Annotated in this window: 18 protein-coding genes and 1 tRNA gene; 11 read left to right on the top strand and 8 right to left on the bottom strand. The window is 40.6% G+C overall.

Features of this window, described 5'->3' with window-relative positions; all coding sequences use genetic code 11:
- Positions 1–3: 3 nt before the first annotated feature.
- Complete coding sequence (locus VB732_RS16305; protein ID WP_323231963.1) at positions 4–1,581, bottom strand: pentapeptide repeat-containing protein; 1,578 nt, start codon at positions 1,579–1,581, stop codon at positions 4–6.
- Positions 1,582–1,648: 67 nt separating this feature from the next.
- Here VB732_RS16305 and VB732_RS16300 point away from each other — a divergent pair, with 67 nt between their 5' ends.
- Both VB732_RS16300 and VB732_RS16295 read left to right on the top strand, forming a co-directional pair.
- Positions 1,649–2,488 (top strand): prephenate/arogenate dehydrogenase, encoded by an 840-nt coding sequence (locus VB732_RS16300; RefSeq protein WP_323231962.1) that lies wholly within the window; start codon positions 1,649–1,651, stop codon positions 2,486–2,488.
- 280 nt (positions 2,489–2,768) lie between these two features.
- A complete protein-coding gene (locus VB732_RS16295) occupies positions 2,769–3,065 on the top strand; it encodes a hypothetical protein (protein WP_323231909.1) in 297 nt (98 codons plus the stop codon).
- A 282-nt stretch (positions 3,066–3,347) separates the two neighbouring features.
- Here the strand turns inward: VB732_RS16295 and VB732_RS16290 are convergent, their stop codons facing one another.
- The 3 genes from VB732_RS16290 to VB732_RS16280 form a co-directional block, all read right to left on the bottom strand.
- A complete protein-coding gene (locus VB732_RS16290; RefSeq protein ID WP_323231908.1) occupies positions 3,348–3,860 on the bottom strand; it encodes a DUF3122 domain-containing protein in 513 nt (170 codons plus the stop codon).
- A gap of 215 nt (positions 3,861–4,075) precedes the next feature.
- The gene (locus VB732_RS16285; RefSeq protein WP_323231907.1) at positions 4,076–4,258 is read right to left on the bottom strand and encodes a hypothetical protein; all 183 of its coding nucleotides are present in this window, start codon (positions 4,256–4,258) and stop codon (positions 4,076–4,078) included.
- A 9-nt stretch (positions 4,259–4,267) separates the two neighbouring features.
- Positions 4,268–9,631, bottom strand: coding sequence for a translocation/assembly module TamB domain-containing protein (locus VB732_RS16280; protein ID WP_323231906.1), 5,364 nt, complete (start codon positions 9,629–9,631; stop codon positions 4,268–4,270).
- Positions 9,632–10,377: 746 nt separating this feature from the next.
- Here VB732_RS16280 and VB732_RS16275 point away from each other — a divergent pair.
- On the top strand, positions 10,378–12,156 hold the full coding sequence (locus VB732_RS16275) for an asparagine synthetase B family protein (protein WP_323231905.1): 1,779 nt from the start codon (positions 10,378–10,380) through the stop codon (positions 12,154–12,156).
- A 682-nt stretch (positions 12,157–12,838) separates the two neighbouring features.
- Positions 12,839–14,626 carry a DVUA0089 family protein gene (locus tag VB732_RS16270; RefSeq protein ID WP_323231904.1) on the top strand — a complete coding sequence of 596 codons (1,788 nt, stop codon included), beginning with the start codon at positions 12,839–12,841 and terminating at the stop codon, positions 14,624–14,626.
- Between the two features lie 464 nt (positions 14,627–15,090).
- Here VB732_RS16270 and VB732_RS16265 read toward each other — a convergent pair whose 3' ends face one another.
- Positions 15,091–16,689, bottom strand: coding sequence for an iron uptake porin (locus tag VB732_RS16265; RefSeq protein WP_323231903.1), 1,599 nt, complete (start codon positions 16,687–16,689; stop codon positions 15,091–15,093).
- A 312-nt stretch (positions 16,690–17,001) separates the two neighbouring features.
- Between VB732_RS16265 and VB732_RS16260 the strand changes: the two genes are divergently transcribed.
- From VB732_RS16260 to VB732_RS16245, 4 genes are all read left to right on the top strand, one after another.
- Complete coding sequence (locus VB732_RS16260; RefSeq protein ID WP_323231961.1) at positions 17,002–18,009, top strand: metal ABC transporter substrate-binding protein; 1,008 nt, start codon at positions 17,002–17,004, stop codon at positions 18,007–18,009.
- A 78-nt stretch (positions 18,010–18,087) separates the two neighbouring features.
- A complete protein-coding gene (locus VB732_RS16255) occupies positions 18,088–18,864 on the top strand; it encodes a metal ABC transporter ATP-binding protein (RefSeq protein ID WP_323231902.1) in 777 nt (258 codons plus the stop codon).
- Between the two features lie 11 nt (positions 18,865–18,875).
- A complete protein-coding gene (locus tag VB732_RS16250; RefSeq protein ID WP_323231960.1) occupies positions 18,876–19,745 on the top strand; it encodes a metal ABC transporter permease in 870 nt (289 codons plus the stop codon).
- A gap of 75 nt (positions 19,746–19,820) precedes the next feature.
- Positions 19,821–19,893, top strand: a tRNA-Phe gene (locus tag VB732_RS16245).
- Positions 19,894–20,160: 267 nt separating this feature from the next.
- On the opposite strand, the gene VB732_RS16240 is transcribed toward VB732_RS16245, so the two are convergent.
- A complete protein-coding gene (locus VB732_RS16240; RefSeq protein WP_323231901.1) occupies positions 20,161–20,622 on the bottom strand; it encodes a GNAT family N-acetyltransferase in 462 nt (153 codons plus the stop codon).
- Positions 20,623–20,884: 262 nt separating this feature from the next.
- Between VB732_RS16240 and VB732_RS16235 the strand changes: the two genes are divergently transcribed.
- Complete coding sequence (locus VB732_RS16235) at positions 20,885–21,391, top strand: hypothetical protein (protein ID WP_323231900.1); 507 nt, start codon at positions 20,885–20,887, stop codon at positions 21,389–21,391.
- A gap of 223 nt (positions 21,392–21,614) precedes the next feature.
- The gene (locus tag VB732_RS16230) at positions 21,615–21,941 is read left to right on the top strand and encodes a DUF6464 family protein (protein WP_323231899.1); all 327 of its coding nucleotides are present in this window, start codon (positions 21,615–21,617) and stop codon (positions 21,939–21,941) included.
- A 244-nt stretch (positions 21,942–22,185) separates the two neighbouring features.
- Here VB732_RS16230 and VB732_RS16225 read toward each other — a convergent pair whose 3' ends face one another.
- Positions 22,186–23,859, bottom strand: a complete 1,674-nt coding sequence (locus VB732_RS16225) for a mechanosensitive ion channel family protein (protein WP_323231898.1) — start codon at positions 23,857–23,859, stop codon at positions 22,186–22,188.
- A 703-nt stretch (positions 23,860–24,562) separates the two neighbouring features.
- Between VB732_RS16225 and VB732_RS16220 the strand changes: the two genes are divergently transcribed.
- Positions 24,563–25,150 carry a PEP-CTERM sorting domain-containing protein gene (locus VB732_RS16220; protein WP_323231897.1) on the top strand — a complete coding sequence of 196 codons (588 nt, stop codon included), beginning with the start codon at positions 24,563–24,565 and terminating at the stop codon, positions 25,148–25,150.
- Positions 25,151–25,378: 228 nt separating this feature from the next.
- Here VB732_RS16220 and VB732_RS16215 read toward each other — a convergent pair whose 3' ends face one another.
- A complete protein-coding gene (locus VB732_RS16215) occupies positions 25,379–25,708 on the bottom strand; it encodes a hypothetical protein (RefSeq protein WP_323231896.1) in 330 nt (109 codons plus the stop codon).
- Positions 25,709–26,129 lie beyond the last annotated feature (421 nt).

Here is a 26,129-nt window from a genome sequence, read left to right as displayed (position 1 = left end):
TTTCTAATGACTAATATAGTGAAATCCTTTAATAAAATCTATAACCATATTTAAGGAAGGCAATATATTATATTTTATTGACTCATTAGATATATCATCATAAGCCGAAGCATTGAGAGGAGAGCGATTAATAAATCTTTTCCCAAAGTTGGGATGCTCATGGACAATCAAGGTGTGGGCACTAGAATTTGTTAAAACTATTTGAGTTGGGGCTTTACAAAAATTTAACTTTGCAGCTACTTCGATATTTTTCTTCATCTGTTTAATTGTTGTAGCCTGACTCGTGGCTTGCTCTAGAAGAATATTTAATTGTTTCACTATCAAAGGTGATTTTAGTGATTGCAAATTTTGGTTTGCCACAATTTCATTGTTAATCATTTCCACCACATTGGAAATATTATTTTGAGCAGATGCTGCATCTAGAAAGGGCAGAATCACAATGTAAGCAGTGGAAAATAAGGCTTCGTCGCTATCTACATAAAATGTGAAAACAGTTCGACGACGACCACTATCGATACTTGGGGGTTGTTTCAGTCCCCGGTATTCCTGAGCAATTTGATAATAAGCGCCTGCGATCGCAAAATTGGCTTCGTGTTCTAAGGCGGAATCAACAATAATGCGGATTGTGGGCGGTGTTTCGTTAAAAAAGTCTCGTGAGTCTTGGGAATGGAAGTTTTGGATAATGGAGCGATCGCCGGCTGGACTAAGATCGACCCATTCACAAATCATCCCTTCGGTTTTTAAGCCAAACCTGGAGGTGGCATAAAGCTTGGCCCCAGTTAATGTTGCTCCTGTTAAGTCAGCACCAATCCATTCCGCCCTCATTAGTTTTGCCTGGCTTAAATCGGCATGGATAAAAATTGTATTCGTTAAATTAGCATTGGTTAAATCTGCGCCAATTAAAGTAGCACCGCTCAATTTTGCACCGCTCAAATCTGCCCACCGGAGGTTCGCACCGCTCAAATCTGCCCATCGGAGATTCGCACCGCTCAAATCTGCTCCGCTCAAGTTAGCGTGGCTGAGATTCGCTTGTCTGAGTTCGGTATCTCGCAAATTTGCACTACTCAGGTCACAACGGCTGAGGTCACTGGCGTTTAAGTTAGCCATTTCTAAGTTGGCTCCCGTCAAAGAAGCACCTCTTAAGACAGTCTCGCTCAAGTTGGCGTGGCGGAGATTCACTTGGCGCAGTGTCGCCTCTCGCAAATCAGCACCGGTGAGATCGGCTTCCGATAGGTCGGCGCGGCTGAGGTCGGCGCGAATTAACTCGGCGCGAATCAATAAGGCTCCTTTAAGTTGAGCGCGACTGAGATCGGCTCGAATCAAATTAGCGACGTTGAGACTGGCTTTGTTCAAGATAGTGCCGCATAGATTCGCACCACTTAACCTAGCTACATTTAGCTTGGCATTGCTCAAGTTAGCTTCGCTCAGATTTGCGCCACTGAGGTTAACTATACTCAAATTAGCATCGCTCAGATTTACGCCACTGAGTTTGACCCCGCTCAGATTAGCTTCTGCAAGGTCAATACCACTAAAGTTTAAGACTCCTGCTGCGTATTGTTCCAGTAATTCCTCTACAGTCATTGATGCTACCCCTTGGATGCCAACTTTAATAGTTGGTATCATAAAAAACGGAATGTCAAAATCAAAAATGAATATTGGTATTTTAGGACTGGGACTGATCGGCGGATCTTTGGGTTTTGATTTGCGATCGCAAGGACATCATATCTTAGGAGTCAGCCGCCGTGAATCTACCTGTCAGAAGGCAGTTGCTATCGGCAGTGTTGATAAAGCATCAGTCGATCTGAGTCTCTTAGCCGCCGCAGAGGTTGTATTTATTTGTACACCTCTAGCGCTTATTGTGCCCCAATTGGAGGAGATGATCGCTTATTTGCCTGCTGCTACCATCGTGACTGACGTGGGTTCGGCGAAAGCACAGATAGTCAAGGCAATTTCTCCCCTTTGGGATAATTTTATCGGCGGTCATCCAATGGCGGGAAGAACAGACAGTGGGATAGAAGCTGCACAACGGAATTTATTTGTTGATAAGCCTTATGTATTAACACCCCTAGCTACAACGCCAACCAGCGCAATTACGGTTGTAGAAGAAATTGTGCGATCGCTCGGAGCTAATATCTATTATTGTCAGCCAGAGCAACATGACCGCGCAGTTAGTTGGATTTCCCATTTACCTGTAATGGTTAGTTCCTCATTGATTGCTGCTTGTTTAAGTGAAACTGACCCCGATGTTTTAGAATTAGCCCAAAACTTAGCTAGTTCAGGTTTTCGGGATACCAGCCGTGTAGGTGGTGGTAATCCAGAGTTGGGCGTGATGATGGCGCGATATAATCGTCAGGCATTGCTGCGATCGCTCCAACAGTATCGTCATCATCTTGATGAGTTGACTAACTTAATTGAGCAAGAAAACTGGGAAGTTTTAGAGCAAAAACTGAAATCAACAAGTAAAGCACGACCTGATTTTGTTGATTAGAATTCAGATATCAGGAGTCAGAATTTAAAATCAATTCTGAGCAACAAAGCAGATAAACGAATTTGTTTAATACCTCCACTAAATATGCATATTTAGTGGTTACAGAAAAAGTAGAAAGTTTTTTCTTGATTTTGACTCCTGAATTCTGACTTTTGCATTCTAACTCCTGAATTCTGACTTTTTAATCTAGCTATAAAATCTTTCTTTCAAAAAATGCTATTTGACAGTTTGATAGTCACCAAACCGATGTAATATACAGATAAATTTACAAAAAGCAACAATGGTAGAACGTCCAATCAAAAAATCGGAACGTCAGTCCCAAGCAAATACTGACAACAATTCCGAAAACACGGATTCTGTAACACCTATTGAATCCAACCCCAAAAGCTCAAAACCAAGCCCAAGCCGTAATCGCTCATCTGGCACTGATAAAAAAGCATCCTACGGGAATGAAAGCAGGCAGCAAGGGAATCCTGCCCTAGCGCGTGGCCCAAAACCAGTTAAACCTCCAGTCAAAGTTGAAACAGAAGAACTTGAAACCGAATCGGAAGCTGTTTCTGAGGAGTCTCAAGACTAATATTACTCCTACGTGTGATGTGGGAGGCTTTAACTCGTCTTATTAAGTATATAAAGACAGGATTTTTGCCTCCGCAGGCATTAATGATGCTCCCCATCACCATTAGGTTATTCTGATTTGAATGCTTTTAGAGTACTCCAAGTAAAAAAATGCTCAATTGTCATTGCGAGCGTTCGCGGAGCGTCTCGTAGAGAAGCGAAGCAATCGCAAGGGCTGGGATTGCCGCGCAACGCTTGCAATGACGGGTTTTGGATCATTTATTTTTTGGAACACTCTTATTAACTAATCAATTTCTGTAACTAGCCATTGCCACTCAGTTACTACAGCATTGGATATGTTGAGAAGCACTTGCTGTCCACTAGAGAGAGGCGCATAAAGTTTGAGCGCATCAGTTGTTGGCAATTTCGGTAAGATATCAGTCAAATTATATTCTCCCACATTGGGGGCGGGTGCAGTTAAAGGGTATGCATCCGATGCACTCAGCAATTTTCCGGCTGCTGTCTCAATCAACAATGGTTGGGGATGAGCAATTTCAACGACACCCGGAAAAGCAACTAAGCGCAACCGTAAGTCTTTTACTGCACTAGTATAATTCTGTTTGAATAGCAGCACTTGCCAGGCATATCCTTTTTCATCTTTAATCGATACTTGTGAGTGGTAGCGTAAGATACCCGGAGAATCATGATGTTGACGCAACAGTGCTTGCGCTGACTCCATACCCCATCCACATCCAGTTAATGTTAAAAATATTACTAGGGCACAAGTCCAAAAATATTGTTGGAATTTTCGCTTCATCTGAGATATCTTACAACAGAATACTCCTTTTAGCTTTAGCTGGGATGTTTCAAGACTACAAGTATTAAGTCGAACATGATATGATGTGTCATTGCGAGTGCAACGAAGTGGAATGTTCGCGTAGCGTCTCGTAGAGATAGCGATCGCAAGGCTTTTGGGATTACTTCTCTTCGTACCCTGCGGGAACCCCAAGGGCGGTACGCAATGACAATTATTTAACCGGACATGATATTAAAGGCGAAAAATAAAACTAACGTAGGTAAAATAGCCATTGTGTTGGCTGACAATGCCATTGTGTCGGTTAACAATGCCATTGCATTAGCTAACAATGCCATTGTGTCGGTTAACAATGCCACTGCATTAGCTAACAATGCCATTGCATCAGCTAACAATACCATTGCAATAATCTAAAATCGAGTTTCATACTGAACTTGGAATAGATTTTCATCCCCTAAATTAGTTGAGCCTCGCATCAAAATTTCATCATTGAGTCGATAAAGTACGTTATAACGGAAAGACTCATCGCTAGAAAGAGGGCGTGATAAAGAAGCAGAGAAATTTCTATTGATGTTAAACACGCCTTCTGCTGATAAATTCAGAACTGAAGCTGTCGTTTTTTCATCACTAGTGGTAGGGGTGGGAAATATCCGAAATTCGCTGAAACCAATAGCCTGCCCGATCGCAGTAATAGTTCCTTGCAAACCACCTAAAATGGTAGAACTAGCGAAATTAGTCAGCCCTTGTCCTGCATCTGCTTGACCGAAAGAACCAAGAATCGAGCCACCCAGTAAAGCAACTATTTCTCCCTCACTACGGCTAGGTTCACTCGTCAGTTCCAGATTTTCGCCCAATTCACTCGCTGGCCCATCCACTCTTGCTTGAACGCGAACGGTACGCAAAGTCCCAAAATTAGTAGCAGAAACATCGCTGATTTCAGCAGACAATGGTGATTCCAAAATTCTATTGTTGATTGCCGATGCTTCAGGTACAATTGCGAGCAGTCGGACATCCAAAGTAGGATCTAATCCTTGACTTGGAATAAACCGTGCGGTTTGTTCGTAGCCTCGCGCCAAGGTAAACTCAGTAGAAAATAAACTTACTCGTCCTCCTGTTAAACGAATGACTCCTTCAGGACGCGGTTTGGCTAATGTGCCATTAATGGTCAAGTCGCCTTCTGCTTCAAAGCTCAATAGGGGTTGGCTAAAGACGGCTGCTCCTGGTATTGAGTCGAGAAAGGATTGACTAGTAACACGAACATCGTCGTCTAGAATTAACCTTAAATCTGCAAACTCTATAGGTAAATTGGGTGGAGTTGCTGTGCTAGTGCTACTTTCTGGTGTAATCGCTGGGCTAGGATTACTCTCTGCTGTAGGTGTGACATTAATGTTAAACTCTTCCCTATTTATGACGTTAGCGTTAGCTGCTGCTGTAGCTGCTGATTTTTTCTCAGCAGTAGCCGAGTTTCCAATAATCACCTGACCATCACTCAGTTCAATCTCTCCACCAATTACAGGTTTTAGTGCTGTTCCGCGAAATACGATATCGCCGCCGACACCGCCTTCATACAGTCCTGCAATTTCAAAGTTGAGTTTGTCTGCTATTGATACCGTGAGAGGATTTGCTACGGCTTGCTGAGGCTGAAGAATCGGGAGGATACCTGATGCACTTACTTGCCCTTCATTGTAAGTGCCTTGGATACCTTGGACATTCACTGTATTACCATTAAACTGCGCTGTCCCTGTGACATTCGTTAGGGGTTCAGATAAGGCTTTAGCGCTAAAAGTTGCATCATTAAGTGTGACATTGCCGTTAATAATTGGTTCGTTTAAAGTACCTTGAACATTTAAATCTACTTGTCCTTGACCATTTACCCAAGCAACTTGATTGTTAGTAAATAGGTTTAACAGTGCCAATCCTTCATTGTTCACATTGGCGTTGATGCTGATTTGATTGCTATCCGGTTGCACTTCAGCAAATGGTAACGGAGCAGGTACGCTACCTGTAATGGTAACTGGCTGTGTTCCTGTTACTAGTAAGCTACTGTCGAAATTCAGACGGGCATTGTTGTAGTCAAAGTTCACTTGTCCTGTTTGTACAGGTTGCTTGTTGAGAGTTGCATTCGCCAGCGCTACTTCCCCTTCAACTCTGGGGTCTTGTAAACTACCTCCCAATGTGGCATTAGCATTTACATTACCAGTAATATCTATGGGATATTGTTCGATAAAAGGCTGTAAAAGTGATAAAGGTAAACTTGCTACATTCAAGTTGCCAGATAGTTGCTCAGTTCCTAACTGTCCGGTAAAAGCTACCAGTCCTTGATTGATTCCCACACTCAACGGCGAAAGTGTGACAACACCATCGGCAAAATTGCCTTGAGCAACGACTTGATTAATGGAGTAATCTCCCCATTGCCAATTCGCACCTTGGAAATTAAAGCCGACATTTAATCCAGATTCTAATGAGCCATTAGCTGTAATTCCTCCGCTCAAAGTACCCGTTAATTCTGCAAGGCTAGGTAAAGATGCAGTTTCATTTCTCTCTTCTCGCTGTTGTTGTGCTACCAATCTTCTAATTTTTGAGAAATATGCAAGCTGTGTGAGCAAATCTGCATTGGGCAAACTGACAGGGTTGGTATCAAGTACCTCTGCTCCAGCTAAATTTGGTAGCTCCAACCCGGTACCAAAGTCTTGAAAGTCGAAGATATTAAACGTTTGTAAAAGTCTCTGGATTCTGGCTTGGTCAAAATTAGCTTGAAATTGAAATTGCGGGTTATCCCCTGGTTGCAGATTGCCACTGAGGGCGATATTGCTATCTCCAATTTGCAATTGACCATTAGATAAGCTAGCAGTACCATCGGCATAATTAATAGTGCCACGAAATTCATCTGCTGTAATTCTGCCGATCCGAGGCTGGGCGATCGCAACGTCTCCCACAACTGCATAATTATTAAGATTGACAACTAAGCTTCCCGATAGTTGTCCCCCCAGAGGTTTCAACTGATTGTTGGGTAAAAAGCCGCCAATCAGAGCGATGGGAAAGTTTTGGGCGTTGATGAGTAAGTTATCTCCCTCGGTTCTACCTGTGGTGATTGCGCCATCCCGATTGACTAAAAATGAAGTTGGACGATAATTTGCATCCAAGTTCAGCGCAATAATATCTTGCTTCCCAGCCAATTGCAGACTTGCTCCCTGTCCCCCTTGAAAATTCACGTTTCCGGTTAAAAGTGGGTCAAATGCCAAGTCACTAACCTGGAAATTCCGCAGGCGGATGTTGCCGTTAGCTTGGGGAACATCTGGAGTACCTGTAACTCTTCCGTTAAAATCAAGTAGCCCTGCTACTGCTACGTCTCCCGGAATTTCAAAACCAGTATTTTTTAAGTTGAAATTCCGCGCCAGTACGTTTAAATCAAATCCGGCAATTTGGGGTGAGCCTGTTGGTGGAGTTTGAATTGCGATCGCACCATTAGCACTCAATCCTTGGGTACTTGCGTTTTCAACTATAATCTGCTGTCCATTCCACTGAAATTGAGCGGTGAGCGGTTGTGTCAGCAATGATACCCCTTGAGAAAGGCGGATTTGTCCGGCGGCGCGAATATCTGCAAGCTGGAAAGATTCTGTTGTCCCTGATAACTGAAGATTGCTATTGAGCCGTCCTCGCAGTTCTGGTGAAAAACGGTTGAGTTGGATTTGAGAAGTGTTGACATCTGCTTGCCAGCGTTGTTGTGCAAGTTGACCACTAGCTCTGATTGTCCCACCTGCCACGTTCACGACAGCATTTGGAAAGACGATATTCTCTCCTTGTTGATCAACAACAACTCGTCCGGTAGCGGGATAGGTGGCGTTAGGCGCTTGCACCCGCGCTACTGCTTGCAGATTGCTCAGAGTGCCGGAAATATCGGCATTTGCCGATACATTCCCAATAGTAATACCGGGTGAGGATTCGTATGCTTGTGCGATCGCATCTCCTGGTAAATTTTGGGCTTGGACATTCAATGCTACCCTACCTTGGGGTGCTAGCTGAAGTTGACCGCTAGCTGTGACTTGCCCTCCCACCTCTGGATTTGCTTGAACGCGAGCAATATTGACATTTAAGGGTTTACCCAGAGAACCGGAAACTCTAGCGTTTGCAGAGATATCACCAAGATTCAGGGGAGTTGAAATATTGTAACCTTGAGCGATCGCATTTCCTGGGATACCTTGAGCTTGAATATTTAGACCTACCTGACCTTGGGGAGCCAGTTCAATTTGACCATTGGCTGTAATTTGCCCCCCGGCTGGCGGCGTTACTTGAATACTAGTAATATCAAGGTTCAGTGGTTGTTGGCCAAGTGATCCAGTAATTTGTGCTTTTGCTGAAACATTCCCAACTGCGATCGGTAGATTAACGCCGTAGCTGCGTGCTAGCGTATCCCCTGACACACCATTAACTTGAGCATTAAATATTACGCCGTCTTTGGCTCCCAAATTAGCTTGACCGCTACCTGTGATTTGACCACCTGCTGCGGGGACTAAATTCAGATTAGAGATGGTAAGTTGAGATGCAGTTTCAGATACATTCAAGCGGAAATTAGTATTAACGGTTTTAAATTGAAGGCGATCAACTTGAATAGGTTTTGTGTTGCTTACCGTACCGCTAACTACTGGTTGCTGAAGTGCGCCGCCTACCTTAATATTTGCTTGAACTTCGCCACTAGCTGGAACTGGCGAATTTACATTCAACGTATCTAAGATATTTTTCGCACTAATAGGTTTTATTTGAGCAGAGACATTAAAACCTGTTTGACTACTAATTGTTCCCTTAGCAAAAATTGGAACTTTACCTATATTCGTATTCAGATTTTCTAAAGCAACTGTTTGACCCTGAAATATAAATCTGCCATTAAAATTAGAAACTTGCTGAGGAATATTTGGAATTTTGGCAGTAACTTGATTAGCTGTAGCCGTTCCCGTAACGGCTATTTCTGAGAGCTTGGGTGGAATTTGAACCTCTAAATCAGCATCTAAACGCCCTGCTTGCAAAGCAATTGGCAACTCAACTAATCTACTAATATTAGAAGCTGATAAATTTTGTGCTTGCAGCTTGAGGTTAGTTTGTTGAGCTTTTGTTTGTGTCTCACCGGAGATTTTAACAGCGCCTCCCCTAGTGAGTTGACCATTGAGGTCATAAGCAATTCGTTGATTTTGATCAAAAAATCGCGCAATACCACCAACTTGATTTAATATTACTGAGCCTTTCGGTCTAGTTGGTGCGGAGGCTGGCGATAACTCTACATTCCCATCTTGAATTTGAAGTGTCTCCAAGTCGGTTTGAATAAAGCCCTGTCCCTCCCCAGCCTTAACTTGTGCTGTAACCCAGCGCCCATCCTGATCCTGTTGGACGTAGACATTGGGTTGAATTAACGTCGCATTTAATACTAGTCTTCGGCTAAAGATAACTTGCCAGGGCGAGAACTGCACCTCTAAAGCTTTTGCTACCACTTGGTCTGCATCGGTGGGAGTTGCTGGTATTGATAGAGAGCTAAATCTCAGACTAGAGAGCGAAAAACGTTCAACGTTGCCTACTTTTACTGGTCGCCCAAGCAATTGTTCAAGATTTTGCTGCACTAATGGAGCTAAATCTTTATATATATAGCTTCTAGCCCACCAAGCACCGACTGCAATTCCAATTAGTAAAACAGCACCGAGAGCCAAACTGATACGTCCTAAGAGGAGGAGCCATAAACGAGGATTAGATGGTTCCTGATTATTTTCTGGATTTGGAGAGCGCGTCATTATTGTTAGCAGTACTTTGAACTGAAATGAGCCGATAGACAGGCTAGTAGCAGTTGGATCAGCCAGTCACAAGTTGTAGCTTTAAAATATTAGATTTTGCTTCATCTTTTAAAATTCTATAGTTATGCAAATACTTTTTTGACAAATTTTGCTTAATTATTGGCAAAGTAGATGATTGGGATGTCTTGTTTCACAATAGATATATCTTCAGCAACTATCTTTTGTCTAAAAATTTGATATCTTTAGATAGATTGTATTTGTTTAAATATTGTGCATTAAATCTTAGGGAACAAACAATCTTAATATTAAACTACTCCATGAGAACTGCTGTATATACAACGCTGGTTAGATAATTCAATCCTGTAAAATCTTACCTAATAGTGATGACTTGATTTTACCAACTAGACCAAAAAGGATTACTCTATATAGGGCACATTATAGAATCCGGTTTAATTTCTGAAAATATAGGTAGGATGTGTTAGCGATAGCGTAACGCATCCTACCCGTGATAATAGTGCGTTACTCTACAATGCCTAATTTCATTCAAAAATCAAATAGTAATCCTATAAAAGGAATTTATTTTGTGTTATTGCAACTCTAAGATCAAGTTGCCATTATTACAAGTGCTAGAAAAAGTTGTTGGAGGTACAACTATGGAGATAAACCTAACTCCTTAATCTCCTTTTCAAAACCTCAAAAGAAGAAAGACTTATGTGAAAATACTGTTTATGCGTTGAAAATCTCCCATGCTATTTGATGCGTTTAAAAACCGTAAATCTCCTAAAATCGAATCCATCAAGACTAACCCAACCTGGCGCGTAGCTTGGGGAACAGTTGATACAAATTATGAAAATATTGCTTGGCGAGATGAAAAAATTTCTGTAATCTTACCACACACAGATTCTGAATTGCTGACGGAAAAATTAGCAATCAGTTCTGGAGGAAGATTTGTTGTTGTTGGTGATGTTTGGTTAACTAACCGAGTGCAATTGCTGCAAAAGTTGGGAATTGAACCAGATAGCTTTCAAGGAAGTTCTTTGCAACTAATTGCTCATCTTTGGGAACGATGGGGTAATGAATGTCTTAGCCAACTTGTGGGAATGTTTGCGCTAGTGGTTTGGGATCGAGAAAAACAAGTGTTGAGGTTAGTTCGCGATCGCATTGGTGTTCGTACCCTCTATTACACTACCACTGGTTCGGTTCGTTGGATTGCGCCCCAATTGAGAACTTTATCACCTCATCGTTCATCCGATTTAGATTTGGTGGCGTTGCGCGATTATCTTTGTTGTGCCTTTGTTCCAGGTGAACGAACCCTTTGGGAACAGGTGCGCGAACTCCGCCCTGGAACGGTTTTAGAATTTCCCGACCACAAAGTTACAGCTTATTGGCAGCTTCAAGAACAGATTACGGCCATAGATCAACCTTTATCATGGCATGGCGATCGCTTGCGAGAACTCCTAGACCAAGTTGTTCAAGAATATTTACCACCGGCAAATGAACCCGTCGGTGTTTTTCTTTCTGGTGGTTTGGACTCTAGCTGTATCACTGCTTTAGTAGCGAAATTTCACAAAGCACCAGTTCACACCTACTCGATTCATTTCGGTTCCGAATGTCCCAATGAGTTAGAATTTTCCAGTCTCGTCGCATCCCATTGTCAGACGCAGCACCACATTTTAGAAATTACTTTTAAGGATATGTGGTCACGTCTGCCGGAAACAATGGCGTATTTAGATGACCCCATTGGCGACCCACTAACTGTTCCCAACCTCTTACTAGGACGATTGGCGAGAGAAAGCGTAGAAGTTATTTTAAATGGTGAAGGTGGCGACCCCTGTTTTGGTGGGCCAAAAAATCAGCCAATGCTAATTAATAGTTTATATGGTTCTGTCACCAATCAGGATGCATTGCAAGCTTATTTAATTTCCTTCCAAAAGTGTGCTGTTGACTTACCGCAACTTTTAAAACCAGAAGTTTGGCAAGCAGTACAAACAGCACCTTGGGTTTTTGCAGAAGATTTATATTCCGAAGCCAGCTATCTCAACCGTTTGATGGCAATGAACATCAAATTTAAAGGCGCTGACCAAATTCTGACTAAAGTTAGTAACTTGACTCAAGCAGCCCTTTTACAAGGTCGTTCTCCTCTATTTGACCAGCGAGTAGTAGACTTAAGCATGGAAATTCCTCCAGAGTATAAGCTTTCTGGAGTGGAAGAAAAAGCAGTTTTAAAGCAAGCGATTAATTCTGGTGCATCTTTGGCGATCGCAAATATTCTACCAGATGCGATTATTCATCGTCCCAAAAGCGGCATGATGGTTCCCGTGCAATTAGGATTTCGGAAATATTGGCAGCAAGAAGCCAGAGATTTATTGCTAAATCAGAATGCAGCTATCACCCCTTACTTGAACCAGTTACCAATTCGTAATTGGTTAAATTATCAAGGAGATACTTGGAGTCGTTATGGCGTAAAACTTTGGTTGCTTGTGAGTTTAGAAATGTGGTTACAGGTAAATCGAAAAGCGTACTAAAGGAATTATATAAAATTTATGTAAAGTTCAGTCTTATAAAGCACCAAATTTATCTGGACTAATACATAAGTTTAACTTATATATATTAAAAAATATTTCTTTAATACAAAAGTATTTTTTTTACCTAGAGATAATATTTTTTTACTAAAAAATCTCATACTGAAAGCTAACTTAAAGGCTAATAGTGTCTTAAGCTGAAAATGACCGCAACATGGGCTAAAAAATAAGTTGTTTTACAAAAATTATTTAATTACTCCTTACAAAATAATTCAATGTATTATAAATCGTATTTTTTTAGATTTTAAAGATTTGGTAAACAAGTATAGATAACCTTTCCTTCATGGTAATTAAATATTTACAGCTAGGTTCAAAAATTTAGATGAAAAACAAAATATTTTGGCCTAGTTACTTATCACTTGATGAATCCATTCAAAAATTTTAAGTAAATAGATTATCTAGTTTTGTAAAGTAGGTATATTGCCTGTCCGTAACCACAGCAGGACTTTTCAACCTAGCCTAAAAAAAGTTAGATACTTTTTATTTGAAATTTCATAAGTCAATTAATAATTAATGGATTTGTAAAGAAGATTACTCAAATGATAAGTAATCTACATCGAACTGATGAATAGTTCTTTGGCTAAGGCTGAACTTACATATTAATGAGAAATTCAAGAGAAATAAAATGGCATTTATTTTCGGCAGTACAAGTCCTGATAATCTCTCTGGAACTTCAGGAAGTGACACAATAGTTGGTTGGGCTTTTGGTGGTAATGCCACTACTACATCTGGTAATGACACCTTGGATGGTGCAGGTGGTAATGATTCTATCGCTGGTGGGAGAGGAAACGACAGTCTAATCGGTGGAGATGGCAATGACACACTTGATGGAGGCATAGAAAACGACACCTTAAAAGGTGGTCAAGGTAACGACAGTCTAATAGGTGGAGATGGCTTTGATACCGCAAACTATAGCCAATTAAGTCAAGCTATTACCTTGTCAAGTGTTGGAAAGGTTCAAAAAGCTGGCGGTTTGGGGCAAGATAGGCTCTTTAGAATGGAAAGGATTATTGCTAATGCCAATGTTGCTAACAACACTATAGATTCATCCGATTCTTCGTCTGGAGTATCTATCAGTGTTAATCTGCAAACCCAAAGTTTGGCTGTCAATAACGTTCCTAATTTGGGAACATTGACATTTACTGTAGTCAATTTTGATAATGTCAAAGGCACAAATGCAAATGACATTATTATTGGTGACGACCAAAATAACCAATTGTTTGGTAATAATGGCAACGATAGTCTAAACGGTGGAAATGGCAGTGATACACTTGATGGAGGTACAGGTACTGATACATTGAATGGGGCCGCAGGCAACGACACTTACATTATTAGTAGTGCTGGTGATACTATTATCGAGGCTGCTAATTCGGGCACAGATATCGTTCGGTCTTCTATCAGCTACACACTCGCTACCAATGTAGAGAACCTAACACTGACGGGAAGTAGCGCCATCGGTGGAACAGGTAATACTCTTAACAACTTCCTCTTTGCTAATACTGCTAACAACACTTTGAATGGCTTAGAAGGTAATGACACCCTAGATGGTAATTTAGGCAATGATATCCTCAATGGTGGCGACGGCAATGATAGTCTACAGGGTGGGCCAGACAATGACGTACTCAATGGGGGGGCTGGAGACGATATTCTCGTCGGTGTTTTCCCTAATAGTCTGCTTCCACCTGGATTAGGGGAAACCGATACCCTCACTGGTGGGACTGGGGCAGATAGATTTATCTTAGGAGACTTTGTAAATATTTTCTATGACGATAACAATAGTGTGAATCCTGGTTTGGGGGACTACAGTACTATTACTGATTTTGACTCTAGCCAAGATATAATTCGACTCAAAGGAGCGACACAAGACTATCGCCTACAAGTTGTTGGCAGCAATACACGAATATTCGTAGACAAACCGGGAACAGAGCCAGATGAACTCATAGGTATTCTACAGGGAAAAACCAATCTCAGACTTGATAGTGATGACTTTCTTTTCACTGAGTTTGAAAATGCTGGAGAAGTTATAAATAATACACTGGGCACAGCAGAAGGGTTGGGTTCTTTGTCATCAGGCTCAAACATTAATCTTGAAGCCCAGTTAGCAACAGTTCAAGCGGGGAATAATGAAGATTTTGACTTTTTTAAATTTACCCTAACAAATTCAGGAACTGTCAATATTAGGACAGTGACATCGGGAGATACAGTTCTCGGACTCTTTAACAGTGCTGGGAATTTAGTGACTAGTAACGACAATGGTGGCGGTGGCAATTCGTCATTAATCAGCACTTTCCTAAGTGCCGGTACATACTCAATTTCAGTGAGTGACTTTCCTGCCTTTCCTCAAGATGGCGGAACTTTCTCTAGTGGTAGCTTCAATCCTATTTCTTATACGCTACAAGTCAGTTTTACTTAAGGAGGTTGTTAAAAAAGAATTCAGAAGTCAGAATTCAGGAGTCAGAATTAATGAGTGGGGGAGCAAAAACGCCGTTTATTCATCCGCGACTCGCTTAACCTTCTTCTGAATTCTGGCGACTGACGCATGTATTCTGTTCGTTAACTTCAGAAAGTATTGACATTAAAAGGGAGATTGAAGGGCACTTTTACTGCTAAGGAAGGGGACACGGTGACGTATCCCCTTAATGCTTGCTGAATTTCAATTTTTGGATCACACACAAAAGAAAAGACGCAAATTTATCTTTTATATCATGTTCGACTTAATACTTATGTCATTGGAAGCGTTGCGCGGCAATCCCAAACCTTTGCGATTGCTATCTCTACGAGACGCTACGCGAACATTCCACTTCGTTGCATTCGCAATGACATATTATAAGTGATTTGCCGAACATGGTATTACGTCTTTTCTGAAGATTCTGAAACTTAGAAACTGAATGTAGTTCTCAATGCGCCAATCACAACATCATCGTTATCATTATTATGATCTGGAGATGTTAACCAAATTACTCCTGGGGTAATGGTGATATTGTCAGTCAATTTGTACTGGTAAAACGCCTCAATATGATAGGATGTATCCTGATCTCTATCCAATCCTGCGATATTAGAACTGGTTAATCTAGGCTCCACACCTGCAATAATACCCGCTAAGTTACCTTCTTTCCCAAGGTCGGGAAAGCCAAGGGTGACGGCATAGTTCCAAATGTCCGCTTCTCCGCGATTCCCATTTAATGTCCGGCTGTTGGTGTATCCAGCCCAACCACCCAAGACAATATTATTAGTGATGCCAATGGATGCTTGAACACCATAAGAATTACTGGAAAAGTTGGAATCTAGCGTACCATCGTCATCTAAATCTAAGGCCGCAAGAGTGGCTGCATTGCTACCTGTGAGTAGTGATTGGTTGTAAGAATTGATATAAGTGAAAGCAATAGTAATGCGATCGCTTGGTTTAACTGTCAACTGTGCCAACGCACCGTAAGATCCATTAAACAAACCATTATTAGGCGTAGGGTCATTAGCTGTACCACTCAAATACCCTAAGCTGAGTGCCAATTTATCATTAAACTCGTGCGTTATTCCCAATCCCGCACCGCCTATTTGGTAGTAAATTGGGTTGCGTGTACCAAAGGTGGACAAAGCACCAAACGCACCATCACCATCAAAGATATTAACAGTACTGGTAATATCATCTGCTGCACCTGCATTAGCGATCGCAATAACCTCTGTTTTTTCACCCAACGGAAATCTGTAGAACAGTGCATCTACAAAAGCTTCAGTGGTACCGTCACCAGCAAAAAATAAATTGCCCTCTGGTGTACCAATATCAGGCGTAAGAATATTATTAGCTTGGATTCTGGTAAACAGCGTATCTTTTCCGGTGAAGCTAGTAACAAGTTCTATTCGCGCCCTTGCCCCGAAAGTTGTATTTTCATCTGTAATTTCTGCACCGTTAACTGCACTTCCTGACAAAACATCGCTAACGACAGCAACAACTTGTCCCTGGAGTTTGGTTGTGGTTGAGAACTGATTCGCCTCCAATTCAGCAGTGCGTGCTTCTACTGTATCTACACGACCTCGGAGTGTCGCCAGTTCTACGGAAAAATCTTCTTGCAGCTTTTGTAATGTGGCTAAATCTTGTTTGTTAACTAAATCGCCTGTGGCTGTAGCAATCAATTCGTTGACGCGATCAAGACAAGCATTTAAACCAGCAGCAAACTCATATCGTGTTAATGCCCGATTACCGCGATAAGTACTATTTGGGTATCCTGCAATACAGCCATAGCGCTCAACCAATGACTGCAATGCTTGGAATGCCCAGTCAGTAGGTTGTACATCAGAGAATTGAGACACAGAAGTAACTTGCCCCATTATCTGAGTTTCTGTGTCTGGACTAGCTAAAACCTGCGGTTGATTTATTTCAGATATCGGGGATGTTTCACCTGCATAAGCAGCAGTATTTACAAATAGCATTGCACAGCAGACTGCTGGACTAGCTAGCAGATATTTACAGAATTTTTGCATTTTTCTCCTCACACTAATCTCAAATTCACACCCAAAGCACGTTTTTTTACGTGTATTTTATGCAAATATTTGTCAGTAATATTATCAGAATTAGGCAACCTTTTTAACGAAAAAAGTCAAGAAATCCTAATTATTTAGGGAAAACTAAATTGCAGAGGACTTTACTATCTAACAAAGTTCTGTTGTTATTTATTACACATATCATTGAGAGTAATATTATGTGGATTGAATGAGAATGAGAATTATTATAGTCTAAAATTTAGAATAAGTCTCATAGACTTACATCTATTTTGAGGAGAAAACACCGTGGTGATGAATTACAGAAGGCTGATAACAGGCAGACAAAGAAGCGGCATCTTGTCCATGATTACTTTGCTAATGTTGTCAATGACTGCTGGCTGTAGCCAATCGAATCCGAATCAGGGGACAACACCTGAACAGTCGCCGCAAGCACAGGGGACTGTATCCACCCCAGTAGCGCAGTTAGGAAAAACTAAAGTTGTGACGACATTTTTACCGATATATTTGTTTACTAAGGCAGTAGCTGGGAATGTAGCAGATGTAGAAATTCTAGTTCCACCGGGTACGGAGGTACATGAATACCAAGCGACACCAGAGAATGTCAAAGCGATCGCAACTGCGAATGTGTTAGTAAAAAATGGTTTAGGTTTGGAGGAATTTCTGGAAAATACTGTTAAAAATGCCCAAAATACCAAACTAGCTGAAATTGATGCTAGTCAAGGTATTAAACCTTTAAATGAAATTTCACCTGTTGTAAAAACAGGGAAAGAGGAAGAAGACCACAACCATGCCCAAGGTAATCCTCATGTTTGGTTAGATCCAGTTTTGGCAAAACAGCAGGTAACTAATATTCGGGATGGATTAATTGCTGCTGACCCAGCGAATAAAGCTACTTATGAAGTCAATGCTGCGGCTTATATTAAAGAATTAGAAAGTTTAAACAGCGAATTTCAACAGACTTTGCAAAAAACTCCTAGTTGTACCTTTATTACCTTTCATGATGCGTTTCCATATTTAGCTCAACGCTATAACCTCAAGCAAGTTGCTGTGGTACAAATTCCCGAAGATCAACTTTCACCAACAGATGTGCAAAATGCAGTAAATGCGGTGAAAAAGTACAAAGTTAAAGCTTTATTTAGTGAACCAGGAGTAGATAACAAACTCCTAACTAGCTTATCCAAAGATTTAAATTTAACTTTGCAGACGCTGGATTCATTGGAAACTGGTGAAACAGATCCACAGCATTATTTCAAGGCGATGAAAGCTAACTTACAAACTCTGGAAACAGCGTGTAAATAGGTTTGTCATTAGTCATTTGTCCTTTGCAAATGACCAATGACCAATGACTAATAACCAATGACCAATGACCAATGACCAATGACTAATGACATTGCTATTTTGAAAGTAGAAGGATTAACTGTCTATCAAGGTAGTTATCTAGCTGTTCGAGATGTTTCCTTTGAATTATTGCCAGGAACAGATACAGCCATAGTTGGCCCCAATGGTGCTGGTAAAAGTACTTTGGTAAAAGCAGTTTTAGATTTGATCCCTCGAAGTGCTGGTACGATTGAAATTTTAGGTCGCCCAATTGCAAGGTTGGGGTGTTTACGTCACTTTTTGGGCTATATGCCGCAAAATTTCATCTTTGACCGAGGCTTTCCCATTTCCGTTAGCGAATTGGTGGGACTGGGATGGACTAAGGAAACGAGAAAAGGCGATTTATTTTTCTCTAACCTATGGAGACAAGACAGAGAAAAATCGGCAGCAGTAGTAGAAGCTTTACGGCGAACTGATGCTTATCATTTACAGCATCAAGCTATTGGTACTCTAAGCGGTGGTCAACTTAAGCGGGTGTTGTTGGCTTATTGTTTGGTAATGCCTCGGAAACTGTTGGTACTTGATGAAGCCTTTGCTGGAGTTGATGTACAAGGTTCAGCAGATTTTTACGCTTTGCTAAATGAATTAAAGCGAGAGGAAGGTTGGACAGTATTGCAAGTTTCTCATGATATTGATATGGTAAATCGCCATTGCGATCGCGTGCTTTGCCTCAACCAAAGCATTGTTTGTACTGGTAAGCCAGAAATTGCTCTTTCACCGCAAAACCTGTTAGCAACCTACGGCCCAGGTTTTAGTCGCTACCAGCACCAACATTAATGCCCATAACTATGAATTTCTTCAATGATTGTCAGATAGCAGGGCTTGCGATCGCCAATACTAATGACTTGATAGAATTGTTAACATTCCCTTTTATGCAGCGTGCGATCGTTGGTGCTGTATTAATGGGGATACTTGGCGGAATGTTGGGTACTTTTGTCACCCTGCGCCAGTTGTCCTTTTTTAGCCACGCGGTTGGTCATGCAGCATTAGTAGGTGTGGCGTTAGGTGTGCTGCTACAAATAAATCCTACTTGGATGCTGTTACCTTTTACCTTGGTTTTCGGGGTTATTGTCCTCTACTTCATCGACAAAACCGATTTAGGTAGCGATAGCGTCCTTAGCATAGTCCTATCTGGGGCATTAGCGATCGGCGTGATTCTCACGAGTCTAATTAAAGGATATCGTGGCAGCTTGATGGCTGTACTGTTCGGCGATATTCTAGCGATCGACACCACAGATTTGATTTTGACACTGCTAGTACTTGTGGGAGGTAGCATATTTTTACTATCAACTCTGCGGCAGCAAATTTTATTGACCCTTAACCCCGATGTAGCGCAAGTTCAAGGTGTTCCCGTCCAGTTGTACCGCTACGTCTTTGTGGTCTTGCTTTCACTCGCCGTTGCTGTCGCAATTAAGGCTGTCGGCGTTTTACTGGTAAACGCCTTTTTGGTTATTCCCGCTTCCACCGCCAAACTGATGAGTCATCACTTTAGCCGCTTTCTAACCATGTCCGTAATAGTTGGTTCCATGAGTAGCATTGCTGGCATTATTGTCTCAGGTATTTTCAACTTTGCTTCTGGCCCAAGTATCGTTCTTGTCCAATTCCTGCTATTTATAGCTGTTTTCATCTGGTTTAAGCTGAATTTGAAAGCTGCATAAATCTTTTTTCTCAAAGGGCTTGCTATATTTTGGGATGTTTGCTACATTTATTAATCGTGGCTCACAAAAGCCCCAGCCGGGATAGCTCAGTTGGTAGAGCAGAGGACTGAAAATCCTCGTGTCACCGGTTCAAGTCCGGTTCCTGGCATACTTTACAGCGTTGCAAGCAAAAAGCCAATGGGCTTTTTGCTTTGGTAGCATCCAATCGAAATAAGGTATCTGACATAAACTTGACATAGGCTGGCTGATGGCTGATACCACAAAAGTCTGTATGGATTGGTTTTGATATCATCTGCCTTATCCATAAAGTTATTCAGTAATTCCAATGAGCAAATGTAGATTTTTAAGCGATCGCTAACTCTTCAAAATCGTTTCAAAATAATCATTTGTGAGAGACTAATTTGGTAGGTAATGATTAAATTGATTTTTCCATGATAAAGTTTGTCAGTTTTTGACCTTTACGTTCTACCTCCTGCTGTTTCAGAACAGTAAAATTCTGGCGTTCAAAAAAAGGTTTAGCGGTAATACTAGCTTCTGTAAATAACTTTTCAATTCCTAAAGTTTTTGCTTTTGATTCAAGCTGTTCTAAGATTTTTTTACCAACCCCTTTTCTTTGAAAATCTTTATGACAGTAAAAACGGTCAATATGTCCATTAGCCTCTAATTCCCCAAAACCAATAATTTTACCCTGCTCCTCTGCTACATAAGTAAACTTACTTCCTAAGCTTTTTATCCAAACATCAATATCCATATTTGCTGGTGCCCAAGCATCTACTTGTTCTTTTGTGTAATCATGAATATTCACTTCATGAATAGTATCGTAGAACAATTTCATAATTTCTTCGGTATCAGCTATTTCGTATATTCTTAATCTCATTTTTTTAAAACTAAATATGAATCCTATAGAAATATTATCAGCACTAGCGAGTCTTTTGCCCTTATACAGCAGCAGTTACGCAAATAATGCAGGTAGAAACAATACCGTTTTGGTTCTACGTAAATTACTTCAGAGCATGTAAAGTTTTACGTAAGTCGCCAGCATAATTCCTCAAATGAAACCTCATATTCAACTTATAGTACAAATATACTAATTTGCTGTTAAAATGCCTTAAAAGTCGGCTAGCCTTACTTGAGGTAGTATGAAAAAAATCCTAGATACGGACAAAAAGCCCATTTTGCTGAAAGTTTCGCTATTGCAGCCTGCACCTGTAACTACTGCAATAGTGCCACTGCAACCCCAACAGGAAAAAATCATCAGTGAACGGGAGCGTTTGATAACACTAGTTGAGCGCATTAATCAGATGGCGCGAGAGTTAGAAGCAGCAATATTGGAGTTGAAAGCGATCGCTAACACACTGAATAGTCAAAAACGTTACCCACTCTTAAACAAAGAGCTAGGTAAACATATTTGTCAGTATTTCGCAGTTAGTGTCCCTTGGGTGAAGCGAAAGCCTGACGAATCATTTATTTTGACAACGCGAAAAGTTGATTTATTCCGAGCTGAAAGGGAAGCCGCATTGCTAGCACAGCAACTTCGTCAGCAAACCAAAAAAAGATTAGCATCGCAGCGACACAAAAAAAATAAGAGTGGGGCGGAGGCTGACACAAGACACTTGTGTAAAAAGGCATTAGTCAACAAATCTTAAAATTATCAACATTCAACGGCAGTTCACGCCTGGGGTTGTAACAGTTATGCTGATTGAAGTGGCAGAAGGAACTTCTTCGTTAAAATTGCTAGATAATATACTGCCATTGCTAATAGCTCCCAACTATGGTTGCAATTAGACAAAACTGCCCTAATATTCGCACTTCCGTAAACCAGAGGGCAATATCAGGGACAATCAATCAGCGCACAGAAGAGGTAAGAAGGTGTTAAAGACACTTTTAGTAATCGCCGTTGGTTTTTTACCGTCCCTGATTTCTCTGTGGGCGATCCGCAAAACCCATGCGCGATCGCGCTTAAGGATGAGGCAAGCAGCCATGAATTTTTCAGTGGTGCAGGGACGGCAAAACCTTAGACCAGTTGAGAGCGATCGCTATTATCTAGAAGGGGTGGGTTATTTAATTGGTGATATCAGCTGCAAATTTAATGCTCGCTCTGGCTATATGCGTTGTGCTGTCAATCCCGACGGCCCATGTAACGGTTGCCGTCACTACGAACCAAAAGAATTAACTGGCAATGAAAATAGGCTTTAAGGCTCTTTATATTACTCTCATCGATTATTGTGGATTGAAAAAACCCCAAAATATGGTTGCAATGGCGAGAAGCTCTCGCTTAAGCGCGACACAGAAAACAAGATTACTTTCCTTTGCCACTCACAAAATACAAATACGGTGGTTCATAGTATCGGACTGGCTCTAACCTTTGACAAGCCGCGTATTGTCTGTAGTTGTTCTTTAAAAAGTTTCATCTGTTAATTTAGCGACGACAGATTAAATGTTAATCTGAACCCATTTTTTTACTTTGGTTTTTTAAATTTGAATTGTTAGTGCCATTAACAGTATCTTTAGGTAACTCGCTTTTTAACAAAATAGTTAAACTGTCTAAAATTTGTGATAAATAATTTTTTAAATCTGGTGACAGTTCTAATGGTAAGCTACCAGTACGCAAATGTAGAGAACGTTGAGGGTAAGGAATATTGATATTTTTTTGTCTAAAAACTTCATCAATTTCAAAATATAAGTCACTCTTGATTTGAAATTGTTTGCGTGGTTTAGAAATCCAAACTAATAGCTGAAAATTTAAAAAATCTTCGCCATATCCTTGAAACCAAACATTAGGATATGGGGTTTTTAAAATATCACAATTTGCATTTGCAATATCTAATAATAGGGTGCGTATAGTATTGATACTTCCGTCATAAGCAACCCGCACGGGTAATACTATACGAGATGTTGAACCACGATGATTCCAATTGACTACTTCTGTATCTAGTAAACGAGAGTTTGGTACAATTACTACTATGTCATCTAAAGTGCGGAGATGGGTACTGCGAGCATTCAAACGCTCGACTGTTCCTTTAAATTCGCCAATCTCCACAAAGTCGCCAATTTCAATAGAACGTTCAAAGGTAATGACAAAACCACTGACTAATTCTTTAGCAACTCCTTGTAAGCCAAAGCCGATCGCTACACCAAAAACACTGGCTACTATTGCTAAAGAACTGATGTCTAAACCCCAAATTTGTAGTAATAGAACTATGCCAATAAAAATCAGACTGTAATTAATAGCAATGGCGATTGATTCTTGTACACCACGACTAACATTTGTCATGCGTAATACGCGCGATCGCAGCAGATTAGTCAGAGTCCCAGCAATAGCTAATACCCCAAAAAATAAACTGATTAAAATGATTATACTAATGACTGAATAAGAACTTTCACCAATTGTAATTACTGGTGAAGTTAAGCTCATCCAAAGAATATTGGTAATGCTTCTACTCCACTCTCGCGTTAAGGGAAATAAGTCGGGAACATAAATAGCTATTCCTATCCATAAAAGCGATCGCACTATAAACAGTGTCAATTTTAAAAATAGCTCAGTTCCTTGGGGTTGCGCTCCTATTTCGGGGTGATGTGCTTGGGTTGGAACCATCCGCCGTAACCAATAACGCCACACCCAACCCGACAGAAAATGTAAAGCGATCGCGCCTAATATAGATAAAATTATCAGTAATATTGCCCGCCAAAAATAGTTTAAACTGCGTTCTACTTGCCCTAGTTCAACTGCTTCTCTAATGCGTTGCGCCCAGATTTGTGCTTGTTCCTGTTTTGTTCTCCCAGTGAAAGTATCTTCTTGCGTGACTGTTAATAAGTGACGATTATTTACCAGAATTACGGGTAATTGATTAGTTTCTACAATCTCGACCTTTATATCCTCTGGAGAACGAACTGCTTGTTTTAAAATTAGGTTAGCATCAGCAGCACGGCTTTCTGCACTAAATTGTCCTGTTTGTGATACTTCAAATAACTGGCGACCATCTACGGTAATATCAGCAGTTTGTATAGATTGAGCTTGCACCAACATTTCAGTATTTAAAAGCCATCCTATACTGATGCTGAATATAACTACCAGGATAACGATTGCTTTCAGAAAGCGATGAAAGCTATTCATAACGCCATATTGAATGATAAATTTTTATTTAGGTAAACCAAACTAAAATCGTTACACAATTTTAATAATTTTACATCTACCAATAGTTTTGCTATTATTTACGCCAAAAGTAGGAAAATTTTATTTTCTGAGGATTATTAATTAATAGGACTTACGCATTGACAGAAAAGCCAAAATAGCAGCTATAGTTTTCAAGGCTTATAGCAAAATTTTTCAATGATATTTTAGCGATCGCACCCAATCAAGGGAGATTGATAAAAGCCTGAAACAACGTATTTACGTTGATACACAAGATAATTATTTTGTACAGTGCGTAAGTCCTAATTAATTAAAAAATTACTTAAACTTACTTTCTGATCATATTTGCTTGCCAAACTCAAGAGCCAAAAAAGCACCTCATCACTACTGAAGTCAGCCAATCTTCGCTTTACCAACAAATACAGAACATTCCTGGTTTAAATCACTTACCTCATCAATTAACAGAAAAGCTGGCTCATGTGTCTTAAAGCTTGACTCAATAGAAGTTTCAGAATTAAGCTTCGATTATTGTTTTCTGAGAGTGACATAACAGGGATAAGCCGTAATTCATAATTTTGAACCCCATAAATAAATTTAGGGGCTTGAGAAAAGGACACCTTTTCCTCTCTACGAGACAAGGATGTGATAGCATACCTTCAACAAATTTAAGTAACATACCCAATCCATGAATCAAGTTCGACTCCCTAAACTTAGCATCGCCGTGATTGGTTTGGTAGTTGCAAGCGTATTTCATGCTACTCCCGTGCTGGGAGCTATTCTAACTAGACAAGAATTTTCAGGTGATTTTACCTTAGTCGATGCTACTACCCCATTCCTTACGAACTCTTTGCCATTCAAGAGCGAATATTCTGGATTTGTGGTTTACTCAGATTCCGGGACTTTGAGCGATTGGGAGCTATCCGTCAACAATCTAGACCTGAATTTTAATCCAGGATCTACTAATGGGGGTAACTTAACCCCAGATGTTGATTTTGAGCTTGATTCTAGGTCGAATTGGAATTTAGTAGTTGATTTTGGCATTGCTTTTGATGCTCCTAGATATACTTTAGAAAGAACTTCAAGCTCTGAAATTACCTTGACAGGTGAGGTGGGACGAGCAGGAACATACATCTATCAAGATTCTGCTGCCAATATTACCCTAAGTTATTCATCTACATCAGTACCTGAACCTACTCCCCTACTAGGTTTATTGTTTGGAGTTGGTGCAATTGCTGTCTCTAAAAAAGCTGGCAAGACGAAATCTGAAGCATGAATTAACTCAACTCTTTACCAAAGTTTTCTCGGTCTACACAGCAAAAAGCCAATTGCACACCACAGACGTACACCGTCTAAGAAAGTTAACCCAAAGGAGCCACTGCCCCAGGTATGCGTTCCAGTAAGGCTCATCATCGGGTGGAATTTCCACAACCGCAGACGGTGCAACAGACTTTTGCTCTTGGAATACTTCTAATAGACATCTCCGATGGTGCCAGTATGACCTTTAGTCACTCCCGTCCCAAGTCCAGGCAGGATTGCCATTCTTGAAACTGTCGTTTAGCACGATTAGAGGATAATTATTCAGATCGGAGCCACCAGCCAAATCTAAGATGAAGTAAACCTTACCCTTAACGAAGTGCATACGTAAATAATTAAGGTGTTCAGAGTAGGCTTGTCCATCAACCTTAGTCATTCCAGCAGAAGCAAAGCATTTAGCATATCTCGGCTTGAGTGTACCAACCCATGTAACGCTAAAGCTATTACTGGCTTGAACAGAGATGTTACTGGCGTAGGCACGAAAAACTGCCTTCTTGATAAGGATGAGGTTTTTCACCTGACTTTTCACTTTGTCTGGACAGCTTTATTTTTGCTCGTTTTCACTATAAACTTTTAGCTCAATGTTTTGTAATTGATTTTGTGCAAGGACTCGCCAGTTGGACAACAGAGGCAGTAAACCAATACTTATACCTATAATCAATATCATTGGTCTAAACGAAATTGTACTCATAACCTAACAAATATTAAATCTGATGTAGTATCAGATTTTACTAATTAATCGGCGAAATTCAAGCCAGTGCAATTACTGAGAAAGAGAAAAGGGAAATGTTGAAGAAAAAACTTTTCCCCACAATGCCAAGAAGTCAATAAATCTATTTTTTACTAACCCAAGCAAGATCGGAAATTCTCGAAAAAATTGCGTTATATATTGCTCTGATTAAGGCTGACCAAGAAAGTCTCCTTTACCAAGTTCTACA

The organism is Nostoc sp. UHCC 0252, assembly GCF_034931145.1.
Lineage (GTDB): Bacteria > Cyanobacteriota > Cyanobacteriia > Cyanobacteriales > Nostocaceae > Nostoc.
Note: the sequence above shows the minus strand (reverse complement) of the source record. Positions and strands in the feature narration are given on the sequence as shown.

Coding starts and splice junctions, on each gene's coding strand:
- VB732_RS16305 (WP_323231963.1), bottom strand. CDS start 1,581: ATGACTGTAGAGGAATTACTGGAACAATACGCAGCAGGAGTCTTAAAC.
- VB732_RS16300 (WP_323231962.1), top strand. CDS start 1,649: ATGAATATTGGTATTTTAGGACTGGGACTGATCGGCGGATCTTTGGGT.
- VB732_RS16295 (WP_323231909.1), top strand. CDS start 2,769: ATGGTAGAACGTCCAATCAAAAAATCGGAACGTCAGTCCCAAGCAAAT.
- VB732_RS16290 (WP_323231908.1), bottom strand. CDS start 3,860: ATGAAGCGAAAATTCCAACAATATTTTTGGACTTGTGCCCTAGTAATA.
- VB732_RS16285 (WP_323231907.1), bottom strand. CDS start 4,258: ATGGTATTGTTAGCTGATGCAATGGCATTGTTAGCTAATGCAGTGGCA.
- VB732_RS16280 (WP_323231906.1), bottom strand. CDS start 9,631: ATGACGCGCTCTCCAAATCCAGAAAATAATCAGGAACCATCTAATCCT.
- VB732_RS16275 (WP_323231905.1), top strand. CDS start 10,378: ATGCTATTTGATGCGTTTAAAAACCGTAAATCTCCTAAAATCGAATCC.
- VB732_RS16270 (WP_323231904.1), top strand. CDS start 12,839: ATGGCATTTATTTTCGGCAGTACAAGTCCTGATAATCTCTCTGGAACT.
- VB732_RS16265 (WP_323231903.1), bottom strand. CDS start 16,689: ATGCAAAAATTCTGTAAATATCTGCTAGCTAGTCCAGCAGTCTGCTGT.
- VB732_RS16260 (WP_323231961.1), top strand. CDS start 17,002: ATGAATTACAGAAGGCTGATAACAGGCAGACAAAGAAGCGGCATCTTG.
- VB732_RS16255 (WP_323231902.1), top strand. CDS start 18,088: ATGACTAATGACATTGCTATTTTGAAAGTAGAAGGATTAACTGTCTAT.
- VB732_RS16250 (WP_323231960.1), top strand. CDS start 18,876: ATGAATTTCTTCAATGATTGTCAGATAGCAGGGCTTGCGATCGCCAAT.
- VB732_RS16240 (WP_323231901.1), bottom strand. CDS start 20,622: ATGAGATTAAGAATATACGAAATAGCTGATACCGAAGAAATTATGAAA.
- VB732_RS16235 (WP_323231900.1), top strand. CDS start 20,885: ATGAAAAAAATCCTAGATACGGACAAAAAGCCCATTTTGCTGAAAGTT.
- VB732_RS16225 (WP_323231898.1), bottom strand. CDS start 23,859: ATGAATAGCTTTCATCGCTTTCTGAAAGCAATCGTTATCCTGGTAGTT.
- VB732_RS16220 (WP_323231897.1), top strand. CDS start 24,563: ATGAATCAAGTTCGACTCCCTAAACTTAGCATCGCCGTGATTGGTTTG.